We start from the raw sequence: 17,762 nt of genomic DNA, 5'->3' as shown, positions 1-17,762 counted from the left end.
AAAAAAGCTTTACATTCTATTTCTATATAGAGTGTAAAGCTTTTTTATTTTCCTGAAGTAACAATAAAGGATTTGTTTCATAAAAATAGTCGAAATCCTAAATCAAGGTATGTTACACTAGTGAAATAAAAAGAGGGTGGTTGTTGAATAAGCAACCACCCTTATTCCATTGGATTCATGAGGAGGTTGTATCACACATGTATACCATTTTTATTATTTTGGCGATCAATATTGTTTATGTATCTTTTTTTACGATTAGGATGATATTAACTTTAAAAGGTCAGAAATATCTCGCAGCGGCCTTAAGTTCAATTGAAGTCATTATTTATATCATTGGACTGGGCTTAGTATTAGATAATCTAAACGAAATTCAGAACTTAATTGCTTATGCAGTGGGATATGGCTTAGGAGTATTAGCCGGTACAAAAATAGAGGAATGGCTAGCTTTAGGATACATCACAGTAAAGGTAATCACGAATAGGTACGACCAACCCTTACCAGATAAACTGCGTGAACTAGGTTATGGGGTAACCTCATGGATTGGTGAAGGAAGAGATGGCGAACGATTAATGATGGAAATTCTAACAAGAAGAAAAGCACAACAGGATTTATATCAAGAAATCATTGCTTATGACCCTAAGGCGTTTATTATCTCACATGAACCCAAGCATTTTCACGGTGGTTTCTGGGTTAAAGGTTTGAAAAAGCATGCTAAGGAGCTAGGTGATCAAGTAAATATTGTCAATGAGGATCATTTACCAGGAGTGACCAACAACAAAGATCAAAAACAAAAATAAGAGAAAAAACTAAATATTTTAAAAACGAATGTTTGGTATCTACTTTTGAATAATGTTCGTAAAAATATTGACGGTTTTTGCTTTCTTCTGTTACACTATAGACGAATCAGTGAAAAACGGAATGAACATTTTTCAAAAATTAAATAACCTCGTATAAAAAAGGGAATATGGCCTTTCGTTTCTACCTAAAGACCTTAAATCTTTGGACTACGGGGAAAAGTGGATCTAGGGTTTCCATTCTGGATATTCAGTGTTGCTGAATGTGTCCATAATGGTCCGAGCGTTCCAAGTATGCTTTAACGAGCATATGACACCGAAGGGATAAAAGCCCAGGCGGGTAGGTTTTCTCTATTTGATGGGAACAACTCTACCTGCTTGGCTTTTTTTGTATTTATTTTGTTAGAATATCTCACAAAGGGGGATGAATATGAGTAAAGCATTAGTTGGGGTTATTATGGGAAGTACATCTGATTGGGAAACCATGAAAGAGGCCTGTACCATTTTGGAGGATCTAGAGATTACATATGAAAAAAAAGTAGTATCGGCACATCGAACACCTGATGAAATGTTTCTCTATGCTGAAGGTGCTTTAGAAAGAGGCATTGAGGTCATTATTGCGGGAGCTGGTGGAGCAGCCCACCTACCAGGTATGGTTGCTGCGAAGACGGTTCTGCCTGTCATTGGTGTCCCCGTTAAATCATCTACACTGAATGGGATTGATTCATTGTTGTCAATCGTACAAATGCCTGGAGGAGTTCCCGTAGCAACAATGTCTATTGGCAAAGCTGGGGCGATTAATGCAGGATTGATGACAGCAGAAATTTTAGGAATTAAATACCCTGACATTCAAAATAGGCTAAAGGAGAGAAGAGAAAAGATTCGTCAAAAAGTTGTCGATGAATCTAATCTTGAAACTACATGACGAACCAACTCAATCAGACAGAGGCTTATTCGAAAATAGACATCTCAACTATTTTACCTCCCTCTACGATAGGGATTTTAGGTGGAGGACAGCTAGGAAGAATGATGGCGCTCAAGGCAAGGGAGCTGGGTTATAGGATTATTACCTTGGACCCTACAGAGGATTGTCCTTGCTCTCATGTAGCCGATGCTCAGATTCTTGCAGAATATAATGATCTTGAAGGAGCCAAACAATTAGCGCAGCAAGTCGATGTAATCACCTATGAATTTGAAAATATAGGAGCCAATATTGCTGCCCATTTAGAGGCAGAAAGCTTTCTTCCTCAAGGATATGATCTCTTGTACAAGACACAAAACCGGTTAAGAGAGAAAAGGGCTATAGAAGAAGCTGGTGGAAAAGTTGCTCCTTATCTGCCCATTCTAAGTCCAGATGATTTGGTCCAAGGAGTGAAGCAGTTTGGCTATCCAGCGGTATTAAAAACCACCGAGGGAGGCTATGATGGAAAAGGACAACTGGTCCTGCGCCAAGAAGAGGACCTCAAGGAGGGACAGGCCCTAGTTCAGAGTGGAAATACTGAATGGATTCTGGAAAAATGGGTTCCATTTGCCAAAGAAATCTCGGTTATTGTGGCAAGAAATGCGGGAGGTGAGGTTAAAGCTTTCCCTGTTTCTGAAAATATTCATCAAGATAACATACTACACCTTTCTATTGTCCCTGCCAGAATTGATCTGGATGTGGAACAGAAAGCAAATCAATTAGCCATTCAGCTTGCTCAGTCGTTTCACCTAGTAGGACTGTTAGCAATAGAAATGTTCTTGCTAGAGGATGGTCAAATTTATGTCAATGAAATGGCTCCTAGACCTCATAATTCAGGTCACTATACCCAGCAGGGCTGTAGGACCTCCCAGTTTGAGCAACATATAAGAGCCGTCTGTAATTTACCGTTAGGAGATGTTGAGTTGCTTCAACCTACCGTGATGGTTAATATCTTAGGACAACACCTTGAACCCGTCCTGCAACAAATGAGTCAGCTTGACCCAACCTGTAAAGTTCATCTCTATGGCAAAAAAGAGGCGCAGAAAAATAGGAAAATGGGCCATCTCAATGTAATGGCAGAGAGTGTGGAAGAAGCTTTAAAGAAAATAGATGCATTACACATTTGGAATATGGAGGATACTAAATCATGATCGAACGTTATTCAAGACCCGAAATGCAACAAATATGGACGGAAGAAAATAAATTTAAGGCGTGGTTAGAGGTTGAGGTTCTTGCTTGTGAAGCGTGGGCAGAGCTAGGACATATTCCCAAAGAAGATGTTCAGAAAATACGAGAAAACGCCAAAATTAACATTGAGCGTATCAACGAAATTGAATTGGAAACTCGTCATGATGTGGTTGCTTTTACCAGAGCTGTAGCTGAAACATTAGGCTCTGAATCTAAGTGGGTTCATTATGGACTTACGTCAACGGATGTAGTGGACACAGCGTTAGGATATCTGATGAAGCAAGCGAATGAAATCCTACTTCAGGATATAAAGAACTTTATAGAAATTTTACGTCAAAAAGCCATTGAGCATAAGTACACAGTTATGATGGGACGGACACATGGGGTTCATGCAGAACCAACTACATTTGGCTTGAAGCTAGCTCTGTGGTATGCAGAAATGAAGCGAAATCTAGAGAGATTTGAGGCAGCTACTGAAGCAGTGGGCTATGGAAAAATGTCTGGTGCTGTTGGTACATTTGCTAATATCGATCCCTTTATTGAAGAGTATGTCTGCGAGAAATTAGGAATTAAGCCAGCTCCTATCTCCACTCAAACACTACAAAGAGATCGTCACGCTCAGTACATGAGCACAATCGCCTTAATTGCCACTTCGATTGAAAAAATGGCGACAGAAATACGAGGGCTACAAAAGAGTGAAACTCGTGAGGTAGAAGAAGCCTTTGGCAAGGGACAAAAAGGTTCCTCTGCTATGCCACATAAACGGAATCCAATTGGTTCAGAAAACATGACAGGTCTGGCGAGAGTCATTCGAGGACATATGGTAACCGCTTATGAAAATGTAGCATTATGGCATGAAAGAGATATTTCTCATTCCTCCGCAGAGCGAGTCATTATTCCAGATGCGACGATCCTGCTTAACTATATGCTAAATCGTTTTGGGAATATTGTGAAAAACCTAACCGTATTTCCTGAGAATATGAAGCGAAATATGACGAGGACATTCGGCTTAATCTATTCACAAAGAGTATTACTCACCTTAATTGATAAAGGCTTAAAACGTGAAGAAGCGTATGACCTGGTTCAGTCCAAGGCAATGGAAGCCTGGGAGAATCAAGTGCAATTCAGAGAGCTTATTGAAAACGAAGAAAAGATCAAAGCAACGTTAACGAAAGAAGAGCTGGATGAGTGCTTTGATTACAATCATCATATGAGAAACGTAGATACCATTTTTGATCGTGTGGGTATCAAAGAATAACGTGCCGGTATTGAAAAATAGAGAGTAGCCGTTTTAAGCAAAGTTTAAAAAGCATTAGGCACGAATCAAGAAGGAAGTACGTGATATGACTATACTTTTGGGGGCCAGTAAGATGGAAAAACTAGAGCAGTTGTACGAAGGAAAAGCGAAAAAGATTTATGCTACCTCAGATCCTAATCTGTATTGGGTAGAATATAAGGATGATGCTACAGCGTTTAATGGGGAAAAGAAAGCTCAGATTGCTCAAAAAGGGTCATTAAATAACCAAATTACAACTCTATTTTTCAACTTGCTGAAGGAGAATGGGGTAGATAATCACTTTGTTGAGCAGCTTTCTGCTACAGAGCAGATTGTCAAAAAAGTAACGATCATCCCGATTGAGGTTGTCGTTCGAAATATTGCTGCGGGGAGCTTAGCGAAGCGCTTGGGCATGGAAGAAGGAACGGAGCTAACTAGGACCGTTGTTGAATATTATTACAAGGACGATGCGCTAGGCGATCCCATTATTAATGATGATCATATCGCATTATTGGAGTTGGCGAGTGTAGAGCAGCTAGCCACCATTAAATCCATTGCTCTTAAGGTCAATGACATTTTAAAAGCCTATATGCTAGAAAGAAAAACCATTCTTGTTGATTTTAAATTAGAATTTGGAGTGACACCAGCAGGCGAGGTCATTCTAGCTGATGAGATTTCACCGGATACCTGTCGTTTTTGGGATGCAGAAACGAAGCAAAAGCTGGATAAAGATCGTTTTCGCCGTGACTTAGGCGGAGTAGAGGAAGCATATCAAGAAATTTTAAACCGTGTAGGAGGAAATAAACATGTATAAAGTAACGGTATTTGTCACACTAAGAGAAAGTGTATTAGATCCACAAGGAGCAGCAGTAAAGGATTCCTTAAAAGCATTAAATTTTGATGAAGTAAGAGATGTGCGTATTGGTAAATACATGGAGCTTGAAATTGATGCGGCAGATGAAGCGATGGCGAAGGAACGCGTTACTGAAATGTGTGAGAAACTGCTAGCAAATACCGTTATTGAAGACTACAAATTCGATATTGTGAGGGGATAAGAATGAAATTTGCAGTGTTAGTTTTTCCTGGTTCAAACTGTGATGTAGATATGTATCATGCAATCAAAGACGGATTAGGAGAAGAAGTAGACTATGTCTGGCATCATGAAACGGATCTCTCACAATATGATGCGATTCTCCTACCTGGGGGCTTCTCTTACGGTGACTACCTTCGTTCAGGAGCCATTGCCGGCTATTCCCCTGTAATGGCAGAAGTAAAGAAGGCGGCAGAGCAAGGAAAATTAATCTTAGGTGTGTGTAATGGATTCCAGATCTTATTAGAAGCGGGTCTATTGCCTGGGGCGATGAGAAAAAATCAATCTCTTAAGTTCCATTGCTTCCAATCCCCACTAGAGGTTTTGAACAACCAGACGGCTTTTTCTAAAGATTATGAACAGGGAGAAATCATCAATATCCCTATCGCTCATGGTGAAGGAAATTATTATTGTGATGAAGAAACGCTTAAAGAATTAGAAGCGAATCAGCAGATCGTCTTTAGATATAAAAAAAATCCGAATGGCTCCATCATTGACATTGCTGGAATCATGAACAAGCAAGGAAACGTATTAGGGATGATGCCACATCCAGAAAGAGCTATGGAAGAGCTTCTAGGTTCAGCAGATGGAAGACGCTTATTTACATCGATTCTTTCAACTTGGAGGGAGAAACAAAAACATGTCACAGTATAAAGAGCCTACACCGGCACAAATCGAAGAACAACGTATCTATGCAGAAATGGGACTAACAGATGAAGAGTTTGGAATGGTCAAAAACATTCTAGGCAGGCTGCCAAACTACACGGAAACTGGATTGTTCAGTGTAATGTGGTCGGAGCACTGTAGCTACAAAAACTCGAAGCCTGTATTAAGAAAATTTCCTGTCTCTGGACCACAGGTTTTACAAGGACCGGGAGAAGGGGCTGGAATTGTCGATATTGGTGATGGACAAGCCGTCGTGTTCAAGATTGAATCACATAATCATCCATCAGCCATCGAGCCTTATCAAGGAGCTGCTACTGGAGTAGGGGGAATTATTCGAGATGTTTTTTCCATGGGAGCTAGACCGATTGCTCTTCTAAATTCTCTCCGTTTTGGTGAGTTAAAAACTCCACGAGTGAAATACCTCTTTGAAAATGTAGTAGCAGGGATCGCCGGCTATGGAAACTGTATTGGAATCCCTACAGTAGGGGGAGAGATTTATTTTGACGATTGCTATGAGGGCAATCCTCTTGTCAATGCGATGTGTGTGGGTCTTATTGATCATGACAAAATCCAAAAAGGGGTGGCAAAAGGAATCGGCAACCCTGTGATGTACGTGGGAGCTAGTACGGGACGCGATGGAATTCATGGAGCGACCTTCGCCTCTGAAGAGCTAAGTGAGGATTCAGATGCGAAACGTCCTGCGGTACAAGTGGGCGACCCTTTTATGGAGAAGCTCTTACTTGAAGCTTGTTTGGAGCTGATTGAAACAGGTGCGGTGCAAGGAATTCAAGATATGGGGGCAGCAGGACTGACCTCTTCAAGTGCTGAAATGGCTAGTAAAGCAGGCAATGGAGTGGAATTAAATCTTGATTTAGTCCCGCAACGTGAAAAAGGCATGTCTGCTTATGAAATGATGCTTTCTGAATCACAAGAGAGAATGCTCGTCGTGGTGGAAAAAGGGCGTGAGAAGGAAGTTGAAGCGATCTTCGAGAAGTGGGGCTTGTTATCGGCAACCATTGGTCGAGTAACAGATGACGGGAAGCTTCGTCTCCTCCATCATGGTGAAGTGGTGGCTGAGGTTCCTGTAGACAGCTTAGCAGAAGATGCTCCAGTCTACCACAAGCCTTCCAAGGTTCCAGCATATTACGAGGAGAACCAGAAGAAGCAGGCGGCATCTATTCACATAGAGGATGCCACTAAGACTCTTCATGACTTACTACAAACTCCAACCATTGCCAGCAAAGAGTGGGTTTATCACCAATATGATTATATGGTTCGGACGAATACAGCTGTTTGTCCAGGATCAGATGCGGCTGTGGTTCGTATTCGTGATACGAGAAAAGCCCTAGCTATGACTACGGACTGTAATTCGCGCTATATCTATCTTGATCCCGAAGTGGGCGGAAAAATCGCTGTAGCCGAAGCGGCTCGAAATATTATTTGTTCTGGGGCAAAGCCGCTTGCTATTACGGACAACTTAAACTTTGGGAATCCAGAGAATCCAGAGATTTTCTGGCAGATTGAGAAGTCTGTTGATGGAATGGCTGCTGCATGTCGTCATTTCGACACTCCCGTTATTGGAGGGAATGTGAGCTTATATAACGAAAGAAGCGGTGTAGCCATCTTCCCTACGCCAACCGTAGGGATGGTTGGACTGATTGAGGATATTGACCATATTACTACTCAAAGTTTCAAACATGCCGGTGATGTTGTTGTTTTATTAGGTGAAACAAAGGCAGAGTTTGGCGGAAGCGAGCTGCAAAAGCTTGTAGAGGGTCAGGTTTCTGGACGTCCTCCTGAAATTGATATGGATGTAGAAAAAGCATTACATGAAACGGTTTTAACGGCTATTCAACAAGGCTTGCTTTCTTCTGCTCATGATGTAGCAGAAGGGGGACTTGGCGTATCCTTGGCGGAATCAGCCATATCGGGTCAAAAAGGTTTACAAGCCAAGCTAACCACTTCTCTAGAGGCAGCTGAGCTTCTATTTTCAGAATCACAATCCAGAATTGTAGTGAGTTTACATGAAAGCAAGCTTAACGATGTACTAAATCTAGCGGAAAAGAACGGAATAAAGGCTCAGATTATTGGGAAAGTGCAGGACTCTCTTGAATTCACGATTGAAATCAATGGTCAACAGCAGGTTTCCACAGACGTTTCTTCATTACAAACCGCATGGAAGGATGCGATCCCGTGTATCATGACGACTTAATGCTAGACAAATTGAATGAAGAGTGTGGAGTCTTTGGGGTGTATAATCATCCCCATGCTCCAAGCTTAACCTATTATGGAATCCACGCCCTTCAGCATCGCGGTCAAGAAAGTGCAGGGATCGTTGCATCGGATGGAGAGAAATTTTCTCATCACAAAGGAATGGGTCTGGTGACGGAGGCTTTCGCTAATGATGCTTTAGAAAAGCTGCATGGCAACCGTTCCATCGGTCATGTTCGTTATACAACGGCTGGGGAAAGTAAGCTGGAGAATGCACAGCCTTTGATTTTTAAATATAAACTAGGCACTTTAGCCTTAGCTCATAATGGCAACCTTGTGAATGCAGCACAGATTAAGCGTCATTTAGAAAGACAAGGCTCTATTTTTCAAACGACCAGTGATACTGAGGTTATTGCCCACTTGATCGCTCGTTCTGGCTATGAAGAGCTGGAGGATGCGGTAAAAGAAGCTTTAAGCATGATTAAAGGAGCCTATGCCTTACTGATCATGACAGAGAAAAAAATGATTGCTGCCCTAGATCCTAACGGTTTACGCCCTCTATCCATGGCGAAAATGGGAGACGGCTATTTCTTTTCTTCAGAAACCTGTGCTTTTGATGTAGTAGGAGCAGAATATGAGCGTGAAGTAGAGCCAGGTGAAATGGTCATCATCGACGAGAATGGAATGCGTTCCATGCGTTTTTCTCAGCAAACACAGCGTTCAATTTGTAGCTTTGAATATATTTATTTTGCTAGACCTGACAGCAATATTGATGGAATTAATGTGCATCAGAGTCGAAAAGAGCTAGGAAAGAAGCTAGCGAGAGAAATTCTTATAGAAGCGGATGTCATTACAGGTGTTCCCGATTCAAGTATCTCTGCGGCGATTGGCTATGCTGAAGCATCAGGCATTCCTTATGAGCTAGGTTTAATCAAGAACCGTTATGTGGGTAGAACGTTTATTCAACCGAATCAAGAATTGCGTGCCAAAGGGGTACGTATGAAGCTAAGTGCCGTGCGCAAAGTAGTCGAAGGAAAAAGGGTGGTCATGATTGATGACTCTATCGTACGTGGAACGACAAGCGGACGCATTGTAACGATGTTGCGTGAAGCAGGAGCCAAAGAAGTGCATGTCTTAATCAGTTCGCCTCCAGTTATGAACCCCTGCTTTTATGGCATTGATACCTCCACACGTGAAGAATTAATTGCAGCCAAAAAATCAGTTGAGGAGATGCGCGAATTTATTGGTGCAGATTCACTCTACTTCTTAAGTGTAGAAGGAATGGTAGAGGCTATCGGTAGAGAAGACGATGCCCCGAATCAAGGACATTGTTTAGCTTGTTTCACTGGAAAATACCCTACAGAAATATACGAAGATACAGTGAACTGTAACGAAAAATAAGCTGAGGAGTGAAGGAGAATGAGTGAAGCTTATAAACAAGCGGGCGTAGATATTCATGCTGGTTATGAAGCTGTAGAAAGAATGAAAAAGCATGTTCAGCGTACGATGAGACCTGAAGTGTTAACGGGCTTAGGTGGCTTTGGAGCCTTATTTGAACTTCCTATCCACAAGTATAAACAGCCTGTTCTCGTGTCTGGGACAGATGGAGTGGGAACGAAATTGAAGCTCGCTTTTGCCCTAGATCGCCATGATACGATCGGCATTGATGCTGTTGCGATGTGTGTTAATGATATTGTTGTTCAAGGTGCAGAGCCCTTGTATTTCTTGGATTACTTAGCCTGTGGCAAGGTCTTTCCAGAACAAATTGAGGCAATAGTAAAAGGGATTTCGGATGGATGTGAACAAGCCGGCTGTGCGCTTATTGGTGGAGAAACAGCTGAAATGCCTGGCTTCTATTCCGAAGGGGAATATGATATTGCAGGATTTAGTGTAGGGATTGTAGACAAGGATAAAATTATAGACGGCTCCACCATTTCTCCTGGCGATCTATTGATCGGTTTACCTTCAAGTGGGATTCATAGTAATGGTTTCTCTCTTGTACGCCGTGTATTACTTGAGCAGGAGGGGCTAGATCTGCACTCCGTAATGGAGGAGGATAAGAGCCTAGGGGAAGTATTACTGACTCCTACCCGAATCTATGTCAAGCCTGTTTTGGAACTGCTAGAGAGATTTACGGTGAAAGGAATGGCACATATTACAGGAGGAGGCTTCTATGAGAATATTCCAAGGATGCTTCCTGAACAATGTGATGCCGAAGTGGATGTAGGATCATGGCCTATTCCTTCCATTTTTAACACGATCCAAGAAAAAGGCTCAATCTCTCAGCAGGATATGTTTAGTACCTTCAATATGGGCATTGGACTTGTAATGGCAGTGAAAAATGAAGAAGCGATTGATATCATTCAATTCTTAGATTCACTGGGTGAAGCGGCGTATCTCATTGGTCGAGTATGTGAGGGGTCCAAAGAAGTGCGCCTCGGAGGTGTCACTCTGTGAAGAAAATAGCGGTCTTTGCTTCGGGGAGTGGTTCTAACTATGAAGCGATTATAGAGGCTTTTCATTCGTTAGACTCACAGCAGGTAGAGGTGTCTCTTCTTGTGTGCGACAAACCCCAAGCTTATGTGATTGAACGAGCACAAAAGTGGGCAACACCCACTTTTGTCATTTCTGCTAAGGAATATGAGAGTAAAGAAGCATTTGAAACGGTGATTTTGAAAGAGCTGGAGAAAGCGAATATTGACTTTATCGTGTTAGCTGGGTATATGCGCCTCTTAGGATCAACCTTGTTACAAGCGTATATGGGACGAATCTTAAATATTCATCCTTCCTTATTACCTGCTTTTCCAGGAAAAGATGCGCTGGGTCAAGCCCTGGAGTACGGTGTCAAAGTAACAGGAATCACCATACATTTTGTGGATGAAGGAATGGATACGGGGCCGATTGTTTTACAGGATACGGTCACGATCGATCTACATGAAACAAAAACGAGCTTAGCGCAAAAAATCCAAAAGCTAGAACACCAACATTACCCTGCTACCATTCTGCAATGTGTAACAGGAGAGATCGTTATGGAGGAGAGAAAAGTAAAATGGGTACAAAAATCAAACGAGCTTTAATTAGTGTTTCTGACAAAACAGGACTAGTGGAATTTGCCCAAGGATTGGTTCGAGCGGGAGTGGAGATCATCTCTACAGGAGGAACGAAGAAGCTTCTTCAAGAAGCAGGAATTCAGGTGATTGGGATCTCAGAAGTGACTGACTTTCCTGAGATTCTAGGTGGGCGTGTGAAAACCCTGCATCCTCGTATTCACAGTGGACTGTTGGCTGTTCGAGATGAGAAAAGCCATCAAGAGCAATTGCAGGAGCATGGTATTGAGCCGATTGATCTAGTGGTCGTCAATCTGTATCCTTTTGCTCAGACGATCGCCAAACCAGATGTGACCTTTGCCGATGCGATTGAAAATATCGATATTGGTGGTCCTTCTATGCTTCGTGCAGCAGCGAAAAATCATGCCTATCTCACCGTCCTTGTCGATCAAGCTGACTATGCTCGAGTATTGGAGCAAATCGAGGCAGAGGGAGAAGTCAATGAGGAAACCCGCCGCCAATTAGCAGCGAAAGTGTTTCGTCATACTGCCGCCTATGATAGCCTGATCGCTCAATATTTATCGGAGCAGGTAGGAGAAACGTCCCCTGAAAAACTAACCATCACCTTTGAAAAGGTACAGGATTTACGCTATGGGGAAAACCCACATCAACAAGCGGCATTTTATCGCTATCCTTTAGATGTTCCGGGAAGCTTGGCTGGGGCGGAGCAATTACATGGAAAAGAGCTATCATACAATAACATTAATGATGCCGATGCTGCGCTGGCAATTGTTAAGGAATATACAGAGCCGGCTGTGGTAGCGGTCAAGCACATGAATCCTTGTGGTGTAGGCATTGGCTCCACAATAGAGGAAGCCTATGACAAAGCCTACAGTGCGGACCCTGTGTCCATCTTTGGCGGCATTATTGCTGCAAACCAAGTTATTGATCAAGCGACGGCGTTAAAAATGAGTGAAATCTTTCTAGAGATTATTATGGCTCCTGATTTTACGGAGGAAGCATTGGCTGTGTTAACACAGAAGAAAAATATTCGTCTGATTAAAGTGGGAGAAGTCAAACCATTTACAACGGTTCATTCCCGTTATCAATCGATTAATGGTGGATTACTTGTGCAAGATCAAGACATTAAGGCGATTGCTAAGGATGAGCTGCAAATCGTCACCGATCGTGAGCCATCAGCCGAAGAGCTGGAGCAATTATTGTTTTCGTGGAAAGTCGTAAAGCACGTCAAATCAAATGCCATCGTCCTAGCTAAAGATTCACAAACAGTGGGAGTTGGAGCAGGACAGATGAATCGTGTGGGGGCAGCTAAGATTGCGATTGAGCAGGCAGGAGAAAAGAGCAAGGGGGCTGTATTGGCATCTGATGCCTTCTTCCCAATGCCAGATACTGTAGAAGCAGCGGCGCAAGCAGGGGTTACGGCGATTATTCAACCTGGAGGCTCCATCAAAGACGCAGAATCAATTGCTGAAGCAAATAAGCATGGCATCGCGATGGTATTTACAGGAGTAAGACATTTTAAACATTAGAATTTTTGGAAGTGTGGCTGAGTCAGGAGGTCGGAATAGTGAAGATATTAGTAATTGGTCAAGGTGGACGTGAACATACCCTAGCTTGGAAATTTAAACAGAGCCCTCGAGTGGATAAGGTCTATTGTGCCCCCGGTAATGGTGGGATTGGTACGGTGGCTGAAATCGTGCCACTACAGGAAACACAAATTGCAGAACTGATTGCCTTTGCCTTGGAGAAACAGATCGATTTCACCTTTGTAGGTCCTGAAAACCCGTTATTAGAAGGAATTGTTGATCAGTTTCAAGAGGCGGGCTTACGTATTTTTGGACCGAAGCAAGAAGCGGCAATTATCGAGGGCAGTAAGTCATTTGCTAAGGATCTGATGAAGAAATATAACATCCCTACAGGTGCTTATGAGGTGTTCACATCAGCAGAGGAGGCTCTTGCTTATTTGGATTCACAGACAGCCCCGATTGTCATTAAGGCAGATGGACTTGCCGCTGGAAAAGGCGTTGTCGTGGCTGAAACGATGGAGCAAGCAAGACAAGCTGTACACGAGATGATGGCGGAAGCTAAATTTGGTGAAGCAGGTCATCGTGTGGTCATCGAAGAATTTTTGGCAGGAGAAGAGCTTTCCCTAATGGCTTTTGTCGATGGAGATACTGTGGTTCCAATGGTTCCTGCTCAGGATCATAAACCTGTATTCGACGGAGATAAAGGTCCTAATACAGGAGGAATGGGCGCTTATTCTCCTGTACCACAGATGAGTGCTGCACAGGTAGAGGAAGCAGTACAAACCATCCTCATTCCTACGGCAAAGGCGATGATTCAGGAAGGTCGCCCCTTCACGGGAATTTTGTACGCTGGACTGATGATGACAGCCAAGGGTCCACAGGTGATAGAGTTTAATGCTCGATTTGGTGACCCTGAAACCGAGGTTGTTTTACCAAGATTAAAGACAGACTTAGTTGATATTGTTGAAGCAACGATTGATCATCGCTTAGACCAGCTTAAGGTGGAGTGGTCAGAGGAAGCGGCGGTGACTGTGGTCCTTGCTTCAGAAGGCTATCCTGAAGCGTATCCAAAAGGAAGAGCCATTCAAGGAACCGAGCAATGGCTGAACCATAATGATGTCGTTGTCTTTCATGCTGGAACCAAGGAGCAAGCAGGGCAGTTGGTGACCTCTGGTGGACGAGTCATGGCAGTAACCGCTGTAGCGAAAGAATTAAGTGCTGCAAGGGACAAAGCCTATGAAGTGATCGATGGAATTCATTTTGAGGGGATGCATTATCGTCGGGATATTGGGGCGAAGGCATTGAAGAATAGAGTATAGTTGAACGTAAAACTTAATGATCTAGTGTAGTTTGCGAAACAAAAAATTCCCTAACACCAAGTCGGGGAATTTTTTGTTTTTCTTCGTTAATAGTAATCATCTCTTTTTTGATGTAGGAAGGCAGGATTCATTTTTATTATTTTTTCGAGTAACACATAACCGCCGTACCCAATGAAACTCCCTAGCATATTCAAAATAATATCATCGATATGATTTCATTTCATCACCCACATGTTCTTTAAGATTTGATATCGCCAATGAATTACTTAAGAAATAGTGCTTCCTCGCTAAATAATATTGGTTTTTCAACTTAATAGACTGACCATACTGATAATAAAACTATGAACATACTTTATTGAGGGAGGTATGGTTAGATGAAAGACTTTCAAAGTGAATTAAACGTATTTCAAGAAGCATTAAACATTGAACGCCCATGGTTTGTAAGTTATCATGAACTTGATCTTGAGAGTGAAGAGCACCATATTTTCTTAGATTCTCCACGTGATGCCAAGTTTATGTGTTCAAACTGAGGAACAGCGAAACAAAAGCACCATGATATTTTCGATGAATCTCGTACCTGGAGACACCTAGACTTTTGTGAATACAAGACAATTATGCATGCTCGATCGCCAAGAAAAAAAGTGCAAACAATGCAACAAAAACCGTACTGTTCAGGTGAGTTGGTCACACCTATCTGGAGGGCTTACATGATCGAGGGAATAGAAGAGCACTTCCCCAAAGCTCACATCACTTTTGATAAATTTCACGTGATGAAAATGGTAAATCAGTCCGTTGATCAAGTTCGTCGTGAAGAGCAAAAAGAAACGAATATTCTCAAAAAAACTCGTTACGTATGGTTGAAAAATGAACAGAATCTTACAGAAAGTCAACGTCAAAATGGATTAAATTAAAGGATACAGATTTAAAAACAGCAAGAGCCTATTAGACTCAAACTTTCATTTCAAGATTTTTGGACTTACTAGCTATTTATGCTGATTTATACCTTAGTGAATGGCATTCATGGGCGATTCACTCAAAGCTTGTTGAAATTGCCCAATCGTTTCAGAAACATCAAGGAGATATCTTGAGGTGGTTTCAAACCAAGATGGTAGAGTGTTATTGGCTCTATAAATTTCATATTCCCATATAAAATAGAGAATCTTTTGAATTGTTTAAATAAAATAACTTCAATTCTATATATTTACATTTACTATTTTTTGGTGATAGTATATTTGTGAAGCGCTTCAAAATAATTGAAATTAAGGAGATTTTATATGGATAAAAAATTTTTATTGTGTTCATTAGTAGTCCTACTAGTTAGTAGTATTTTTTCACCCAGTATCCTAGCAAACAATGAAACTCAAATCTACTCAGAGGAATTTGAAATTGTCAACACTAACTCCATTGATACCACTGAATTATCAGCAGAAGATATTGAGAAAAGAATAAAAGAGTTTGAAAGTGATTTTAATAGAAATGTTCTACCCAAAATGACTGAAGAAGACTACAAAAAATCATTAGAATTATACGAAACGATAGATTCAATAATTATTAAAAGTGATGTAAGAGAGTACGACTCATCTCTTACACCCAATTCCCTTGAAAAATATGACCGCTATATCATCGAGGGGATTTTGAATGATAAGGAAGGCTTAACTGCACTAGATCAAACGAGGATATTTAATGATGCTTCAACAGCCAGAGAGTGGGCTTTGAAAACTTATCCAAAAAATGATCAAGTGCAACTTAGGGACGCTGCAAGGCACTTTTCTTGGAACCATATTTCCACTAACAACTCAAATGTAGGTGTAACTAAGACTCGGACTGCGACCATTAATCATGAATGGGGTTCGGTTATGAGCAATGGAGTAAATAATTACTACAATAATAGGTATGATTACCATAAAAGACAAGGGCGCACTAATGTTGGGGCGGCAGCTTTAGCTTTAGCTGAAACTAATACCTATATTCCTGAATTTAAAGCAGAATTAATCACTGAAAGTAAGAAAAGTTATAATTTCTTTAAAAGTATCTTTACGGTTGCAGAAATAATGGATTTGCACAACAATTGTTGGGGAAGAGCTTACGCTGGAAAAACTTCAAATTCTTATATCGTCGACTTTAACACTGCAAGGATTCATGAAGAACTAATTCTCAGTGAATCTTCTGTAACCGATAGTCATTATAGACATGTTTGGAGAAGTGAGTGGTACACTTACTAAGACTCATTTAATTGTATTATATTAATTGATAATATTAGCCCATACTAGTATAATGTAACAATTATTCTAGTATGGAAGGAGGTGTAGTATGAAAAAAACTTTAAAAATATCTTATTTGTTGCTTCTAATTGCCCCTACCTTACTGGCAATATATTCGATTATTTATACATTACCACATATTGTACACGATCCTGAGTTTCCTATATTCTCTACAGTTTATTCAATATTTATCTTTTATCCAAGTTATTTCTTTCTTCTTTTTGGTGTAGTGCCTCATTTAATTTTTTCATACGTACCTTACCAAAAAACAAAGGTTATTTTACTAATGTTATTAATTATTCCATTTATATTTTCCTTCACTTTTATTGAAGCGATATCTTTAGATACTAAAATATTATTATTCTTATTGTATCTTACGATTAGTTTGTTATATGCGATTCTATGCAACAAAATTAAACGTAACATTACACAAGATATAAGTAGTTAACTTTAACTATTCCCCCATTGGAGGATCAGGAATTGCCTTATACATTCTAGGAGATGTTTCCTTTTTGATTTTGTATTCCTCACGAAGTACCTTCACATAGGCTCTAACTGTACTTTCTCCAAACTCTAATCCACCGTATTTCTCTTTTAGCCAATCTTCCACTTGTGTAGCTGACATATCAGGATTTATTCTTAGCCAAGATAATATCAGTTCCTTATGTGGATCTAGCTTTTTCTTTTTATACCTCAGTGAATCTACCCATTCAGCCATCTCCGAAGGTGATTTCTTCAGATGTCTATAAACCGTTGTTCTAGAAACCGTTGTTCTAGAAACTCCTAACTTCTCCGCCCCTTTCGTTTGACTAAAGCCATGCTTTAATAATTGTTGTATATCCATGTAAATTTTCCGCTTATCCACCTTTTCTAACCCCCACTGTAATTTATGAAGCTATTACTCATTTTACAGTGGGTATGTATTATTCTTTACTGGTATATTTGGGAAATAATTGTTTCACCTTATCAAGCGAAAACTGTTAACTTTATTCTAGCGTTTACAATTGATTAGCAAATTTGAAAAAGGAATAGTTGTTTATTGCAAAATAGAAGTGCAGAGCTTTGCAAAGGAAAAATGCAGAGTCCTGCACTTTACTTAATATAAAAAAAGACTTGCCAGCCACCCCAAGTCCCTCTACTGTTATTGGTGTCGAATCAATCATAGTGGAGGCTGAAAGGAATGCTAGCAATGTCTGATATTTATTGTATCAAACACTTACGTAATAACAAAGGTCTATTGATAACAAAAATAGAAAAAACACTAGGAATTAATTGGAGAACTGCTAAGAAGTATGCAGACCAAGATCACTTACCTAAGGAAAAAAACAATAAGAAGAAGGGGATGTTGTATGAGGAAAAATGGGGCGAAATCATTTCAGATTGGTTAGCAGAAGATAGGAAA

18 protein-coding genes, 1 pseudogene and 1 riboswitch are annotated in these 17,762 nt (G+C 40.8%); of the genes and pseudogenes, 18 read left to right on the top strand and 1 reads right to left on the bottom strand.

Annotated elements, in window-relative coordinates; all coding sequences use genetic code 11:
* Window positions 1-197 precede the first annotated feature (197 nt).
* The 17 genes from JCM10596_RS26930 (at window position 198) to JCM10596_RS21295 (ending at window position 16,808) form a co-directional block, all read left to right on the top strand.
* The gene (locus tag JCM10596_RS26930; RefSeq protein WP_081792140.1) at window positions 198-797 is read left to right on the top strand and encodes a DUF2179 domain-containing protein; all 600 of its coding nucleotides are present in this window, start codon (window positions 198-200) and stop codon (window positions 795-797) included.
* A 129-nt stretch (window positions 798-926) separates the two neighbouring features.
* Window positions 927-1,027: riboswitch (purine riboswitch) on the top strand.
* Between the two features lie 197 nt (window positions 1,028-1,224).
* Window positions 1,225-1,719, top strand: coding sequence for a 5-(carboxyamino)imidazole ribonucleotide mutase (gene purE, locus JCM10596_RS21370; RefSeq protein ID WP_025028852.1), 495 nt, complete (start codon window positions 1,225-1,227; stop codon window positions 1,717-1,719).
* Window positions 1,716-2,906, top strand: a complete 1,191-nt coding sequence (gene purK / locus JCM10596_RS21365; protein WP_051541410.1) for a 5-(carboxyamino)imidazole ribonucleotide synthase — start codon at window positions 1,716-1,718, stop codon at window positions 2,904-2,906. The genes purE and purK overlap by 4 nt, the downstream gene beginning before the upstream one ends.
* On the top strand, window positions 2,903-4,201 hold the full coding sequence (purB, locus tag JCM10596_RS21360; protein WP_025028850.1) for an adenylosuccinate lyase: 1,299 nt from the start codon (window positions 2,903-2,905) through the stop codon (window positions 4,199-4,201). Before purK ends, purB begins: the two co-directional genes overlap by 4 nt.
* A 112-nt stretch (window positions 4,202-4,313) precedes the next feature.
* Window positions 4,314-5,033 (top strand): phosphoribosylaminoimidazolesuccinocarboxamide synthase, encoded by a 720-nt coding sequence (purC, locus tag JCM10596_RS21355; protein WP_025028849.1) that lies wholly within the window; start codon window positions 4,314-4,316, stop codon window positions 5,031-5,033.
* Window positions 5,026-5,274 (top strand): phosphoribosylformylglycinamidine synthase subunit PurS, encoded by a 249-nt coding sequence (gene purS, locus JCM10596_RS21350; protein ID WP_025028848.1) that lies wholly within the window; start codon window positions 5,026-5,028, stop codon window positions 5,272-5,274. The genes purC and purS overlap by 8 nt, the downstream gene beginning before the upstream one ends.
* Window positions 5,275-5,276: 2 nt before the next feature.
* Window positions 5,277-5,963 carry a phosphoribosylformylglycinamidine synthase subunit PurQ gene (purQ, locus tag JCM10596_RS21345; RefSeq protein WP_025028847.1) on the top strand — a complete coding sequence of 229 codons (687 nt, stop codon included), beginning with the start codon at window positions 5,277-5,279 and terminating at the stop codon, window positions 5,961-5,963.
* Complete coding sequence (purL, locus tag JCM10596_RS21340; RefSeq protein WP_025028846.1) at window positions 5,950-8,187, top strand: phosphoribosylformylglycinamidine synthase subunit PurL; 2,238 nt, start codon at window positions 5,950-5,952, stop codon at window positions 8,185-8,187. The genes purQ and purL overlap by 14 nt, the downstream gene beginning before the upstream one ends.
* Window positions 8,187-9,587 (top strand): amidophosphoribosyltransferase, encoded by a 1,401-nt coding sequence (gene purF, locus JCM10596_RS21335; protein WP_025028845.1) that lies wholly within the window; start codon window positions 8,187-8,189, stop codon window positions 9,585-9,587. Before purL ends, purF begins: the two co-directional genes overlap by 1 nt.
* Before the next feature lie 18 nt (window positions 9,588-9,605).
* The gene (gene purM / locus JCM10596_RS21330) at window positions 9,606-10,643 is read left to right on the top strand and encodes a phosphoribosylformylglycinamidine cyclo-ligase (RefSeq protein WP_025028844.1); all 1,038 of its coding nucleotides are present in this window, start codon (window positions 9,606-9,608) and stop codon (window positions 10,641-10,643) included.
* Window positions 10,640-11,263 (top strand): phosphoribosylglycinamide formyltransferase, encoded by a 624-nt coding sequence (purN, locus tag JCM10596_RS21325; RefSeq protein ID WP_025028843.1) that lies wholly within the window; start codon window positions 10,640-10,642, stop codon window positions 11,261-11,263. Before purM ends, purN begins: the two co-directional genes overlap by 4 nt.
* Complete coding sequence (gene purH / locus JCM10596_RS21320) at window positions 11,236-12,783, top strand: bifunctional phosphoribosylaminoimidazolecarboxamide formyltransferase/IMP cyclohydrolase (protein ID WP_034682002.1); 1,548 nt, start codon at window positions 11,236-11,238, stop codon at window positions 12,781-12,783. Before purN ends, purH begins: the two co-directional genes overlap by 28 nt.
* Window positions 12,784-12,821: 38 nt before the next feature.
* Window positions 12,822-14,099, top strand: coding sequence for a phosphoribosylamine--glycine ligase (gene purD, locus JCM10596_RS21315; RefSeq protein WP_025028841.1), 1,278 nt, complete (start codon window positions 12,822-12,824; stop codon window positions 14,097-14,099).
* A 374-nt stretch (window positions 14,100-14,473) separates the two neighbouring features.
* Window positions 14,474-14,629, top strand: a complete 156-nt coding sequence (locus JCM10596_RS29660; RefSeq protein ID WP_159102386.1) for a hypothetical protein — start codon at window positions 14,474-14,476, stop codon at window positions 14,627-14,629.
* Window positions 14,630-14,806: 177 nt separating this feature from the next.
* Window positions 14,807-15,010, top strand: coding sequence for a transposase (locus JCM10596_RS21305; protein WP_025028840.1), 204 nt, complete (start codon window positions 14,807-14,809; stop codon window positions 15,008-15,010).
* A gap of 363 nt (window positions 15,011-15,373) precedes the next feature.
* Entirely contained in the window at window positions 15,374-16,321 is a 948-nt protein-coding gene (locus JCM10596_RS21300) for a hypothetical protein (protein ID WP_025028839.1), read from the top strand.
* 88 nt (window positions 16,322-16,409) lie between these two features.
* Complete coding sequence (locus tag JCM10596_RS21295) at window positions 16,410-16,808, top strand: hypothetical protein (RefSeq protein WP_025028838.1); 399 nt, start codon at window positions 16,410-16,412, stop codon at window positions 16,806-16,808.
* A gap of 6 nt (window positions 16,809-16,814) precedes the next feature.
* On the opposite strand, the gene JCM10596_RS21290 is transcribed toward JCM10596_RS21295, so the two are convergent.
* The gene (locus tag JCM10596_RS21290) at window positions 16,815-17,225 is read right to left on the bottom strand and encodes a hypothetical protein (RefSeq protein ID WP_025028837.1); all 411 of its coding nucleotides are present in this window, start codon (window positions 17,223-17,225) and stop codon (window positions 16,815-16,817) included.
* Between the two features lie 315 nt (window positions 17,226-17,540).
* On the opposite strand from JCM10596_RS21290, the pseudogene JCM10596_RS26925 reads away from it, so the two are divergent.
* A pseudogene (locus JCM10596_RS26925) lies at window positions 17,541-17,762 on the top strand (IS21 family transposase); the annotation flags it as partial.

It is taken from the genome of Caldalkalibacillus mannanilyticus JCM 10596, from assembly GCF_000615945.1.
Taxonomy (GTDB): Bacteria; Bacillota; Bacilli; order Caldalkalibacillales; family JCM-10596; genus Bacillus_AT; species Bacillus_AT mannanilyticus.
The sequence above is the reverse complement of the archived record's forward strand: the minus strand, read 5'-3'. Positions and strand labels throughout refer to the sequence as shown.

What these genes read in the sequence shown, in the direction of transcription:
- purQ (WP_025028847.1), top strand. Translation starts at nt 5,277, where the DNA reads ATGAAATTTGCAGTGTTAGTTTTTCCTGGTTCAAACTGTGATGTAGAT.
- JCM10596_RS21305 (WP_025028840.1), top strand. Translation starts at nt 14,807, where the DNA reads ATGATCGAGGGAATAGAAGAGCACTTCCCCAAAGCTCACATCACTTTT.
- JCM10596_RS26930 (WP_081792140.1), top strand. Translation starts at nt 198, where the DNA reads ATGTATACCATTTTTATTATTTTGGCGATCAATATTGTTTATGTATCT.
- purF (WP_025028845.1), top strand. Translation starts at nt 8,187, where the DNA reads ATGCTAGACAAATTGAATGAAGAGTGTGGAGTCTTTGGGGTGTATAAT.
- purS (WP_025028848.1), top strand. Translation starts at nt 5,026, where the DNA reads ATGTATAAAGTAACGGTATTTGTCACACTAAGAGAAAGTGTATTAGAT.
- purE (WP_025028852.1), top strand. Translation starts at nt 1,225, where the DNA reads ATGAGTAAAGCATTAGTTGGGGTTATTATGGGAAGTACATCTGATTGG.
- purM (WP_025028844.1), top strand. Translation starts at nt 9,606, where the DNA reads ATGAGTGAAGCTTATAAACAAGCGGGCGTAGATATTCATGCTGGTTAT.
- purL (WP_025028846.1), top strand. Translation starts at nt 5,950, where the DNA reads ATGTCACAGTATAAAGAGCCTACACCGGCACAAATCGAAGAACAACGT.
- purH (WP_034682002.1), top strand. Translation starts at nt 11,236, where the DNA reads ATGGGTACAAAAATCAAACGAGCTTTAATTAGTGTTTCTGACAAAACA.
- purC (WP_025028849.1), top strand. Translation starts at nt 4,314, where the DNA reads ATGGAAAAACTAGAGCAGTTGTACGAAGGAAAAGCGAAAAAGATTTAT.
- JCM10596_RS21295 (WP_025028838.1), top strand. Translation starts at nt 16,410, where the DNA reads ATGAAAAAAACTTTAAAAATATCTTATTTGTTGCTTCTAATTGCCCCT.
- purK (WP_051541410.1), top strand. Translation starts at nt 1,716, where the DNA reads ATGACGAACCAACTCAATCAGACAGAGGCTTATTCGAAAATAGACATC.
- JCM10596_RS29660 (WP_159102386.1), top strand. Translation starts at nt 14,474, where the DNA reads ATGAAAGACTTTCAAAGTGAATTAAACGTATTTCAAGAAGCATTAAAC.
- JCM10596_RS21300 (WP_025028839.1), top strand. Translation starts at nt 15,374, where the DNA reads ATGGATAAAAAATTTTTATTGTGTTCATTAGTAGTCCTACTAGTTAGT.
- purB (WP_025028850.1), top strand. Translation starts at nt 2,903, where the DNA reads ATGATCGAACGTTATTCAAGACCCGAAATGCAACAAATATGGACGGAA.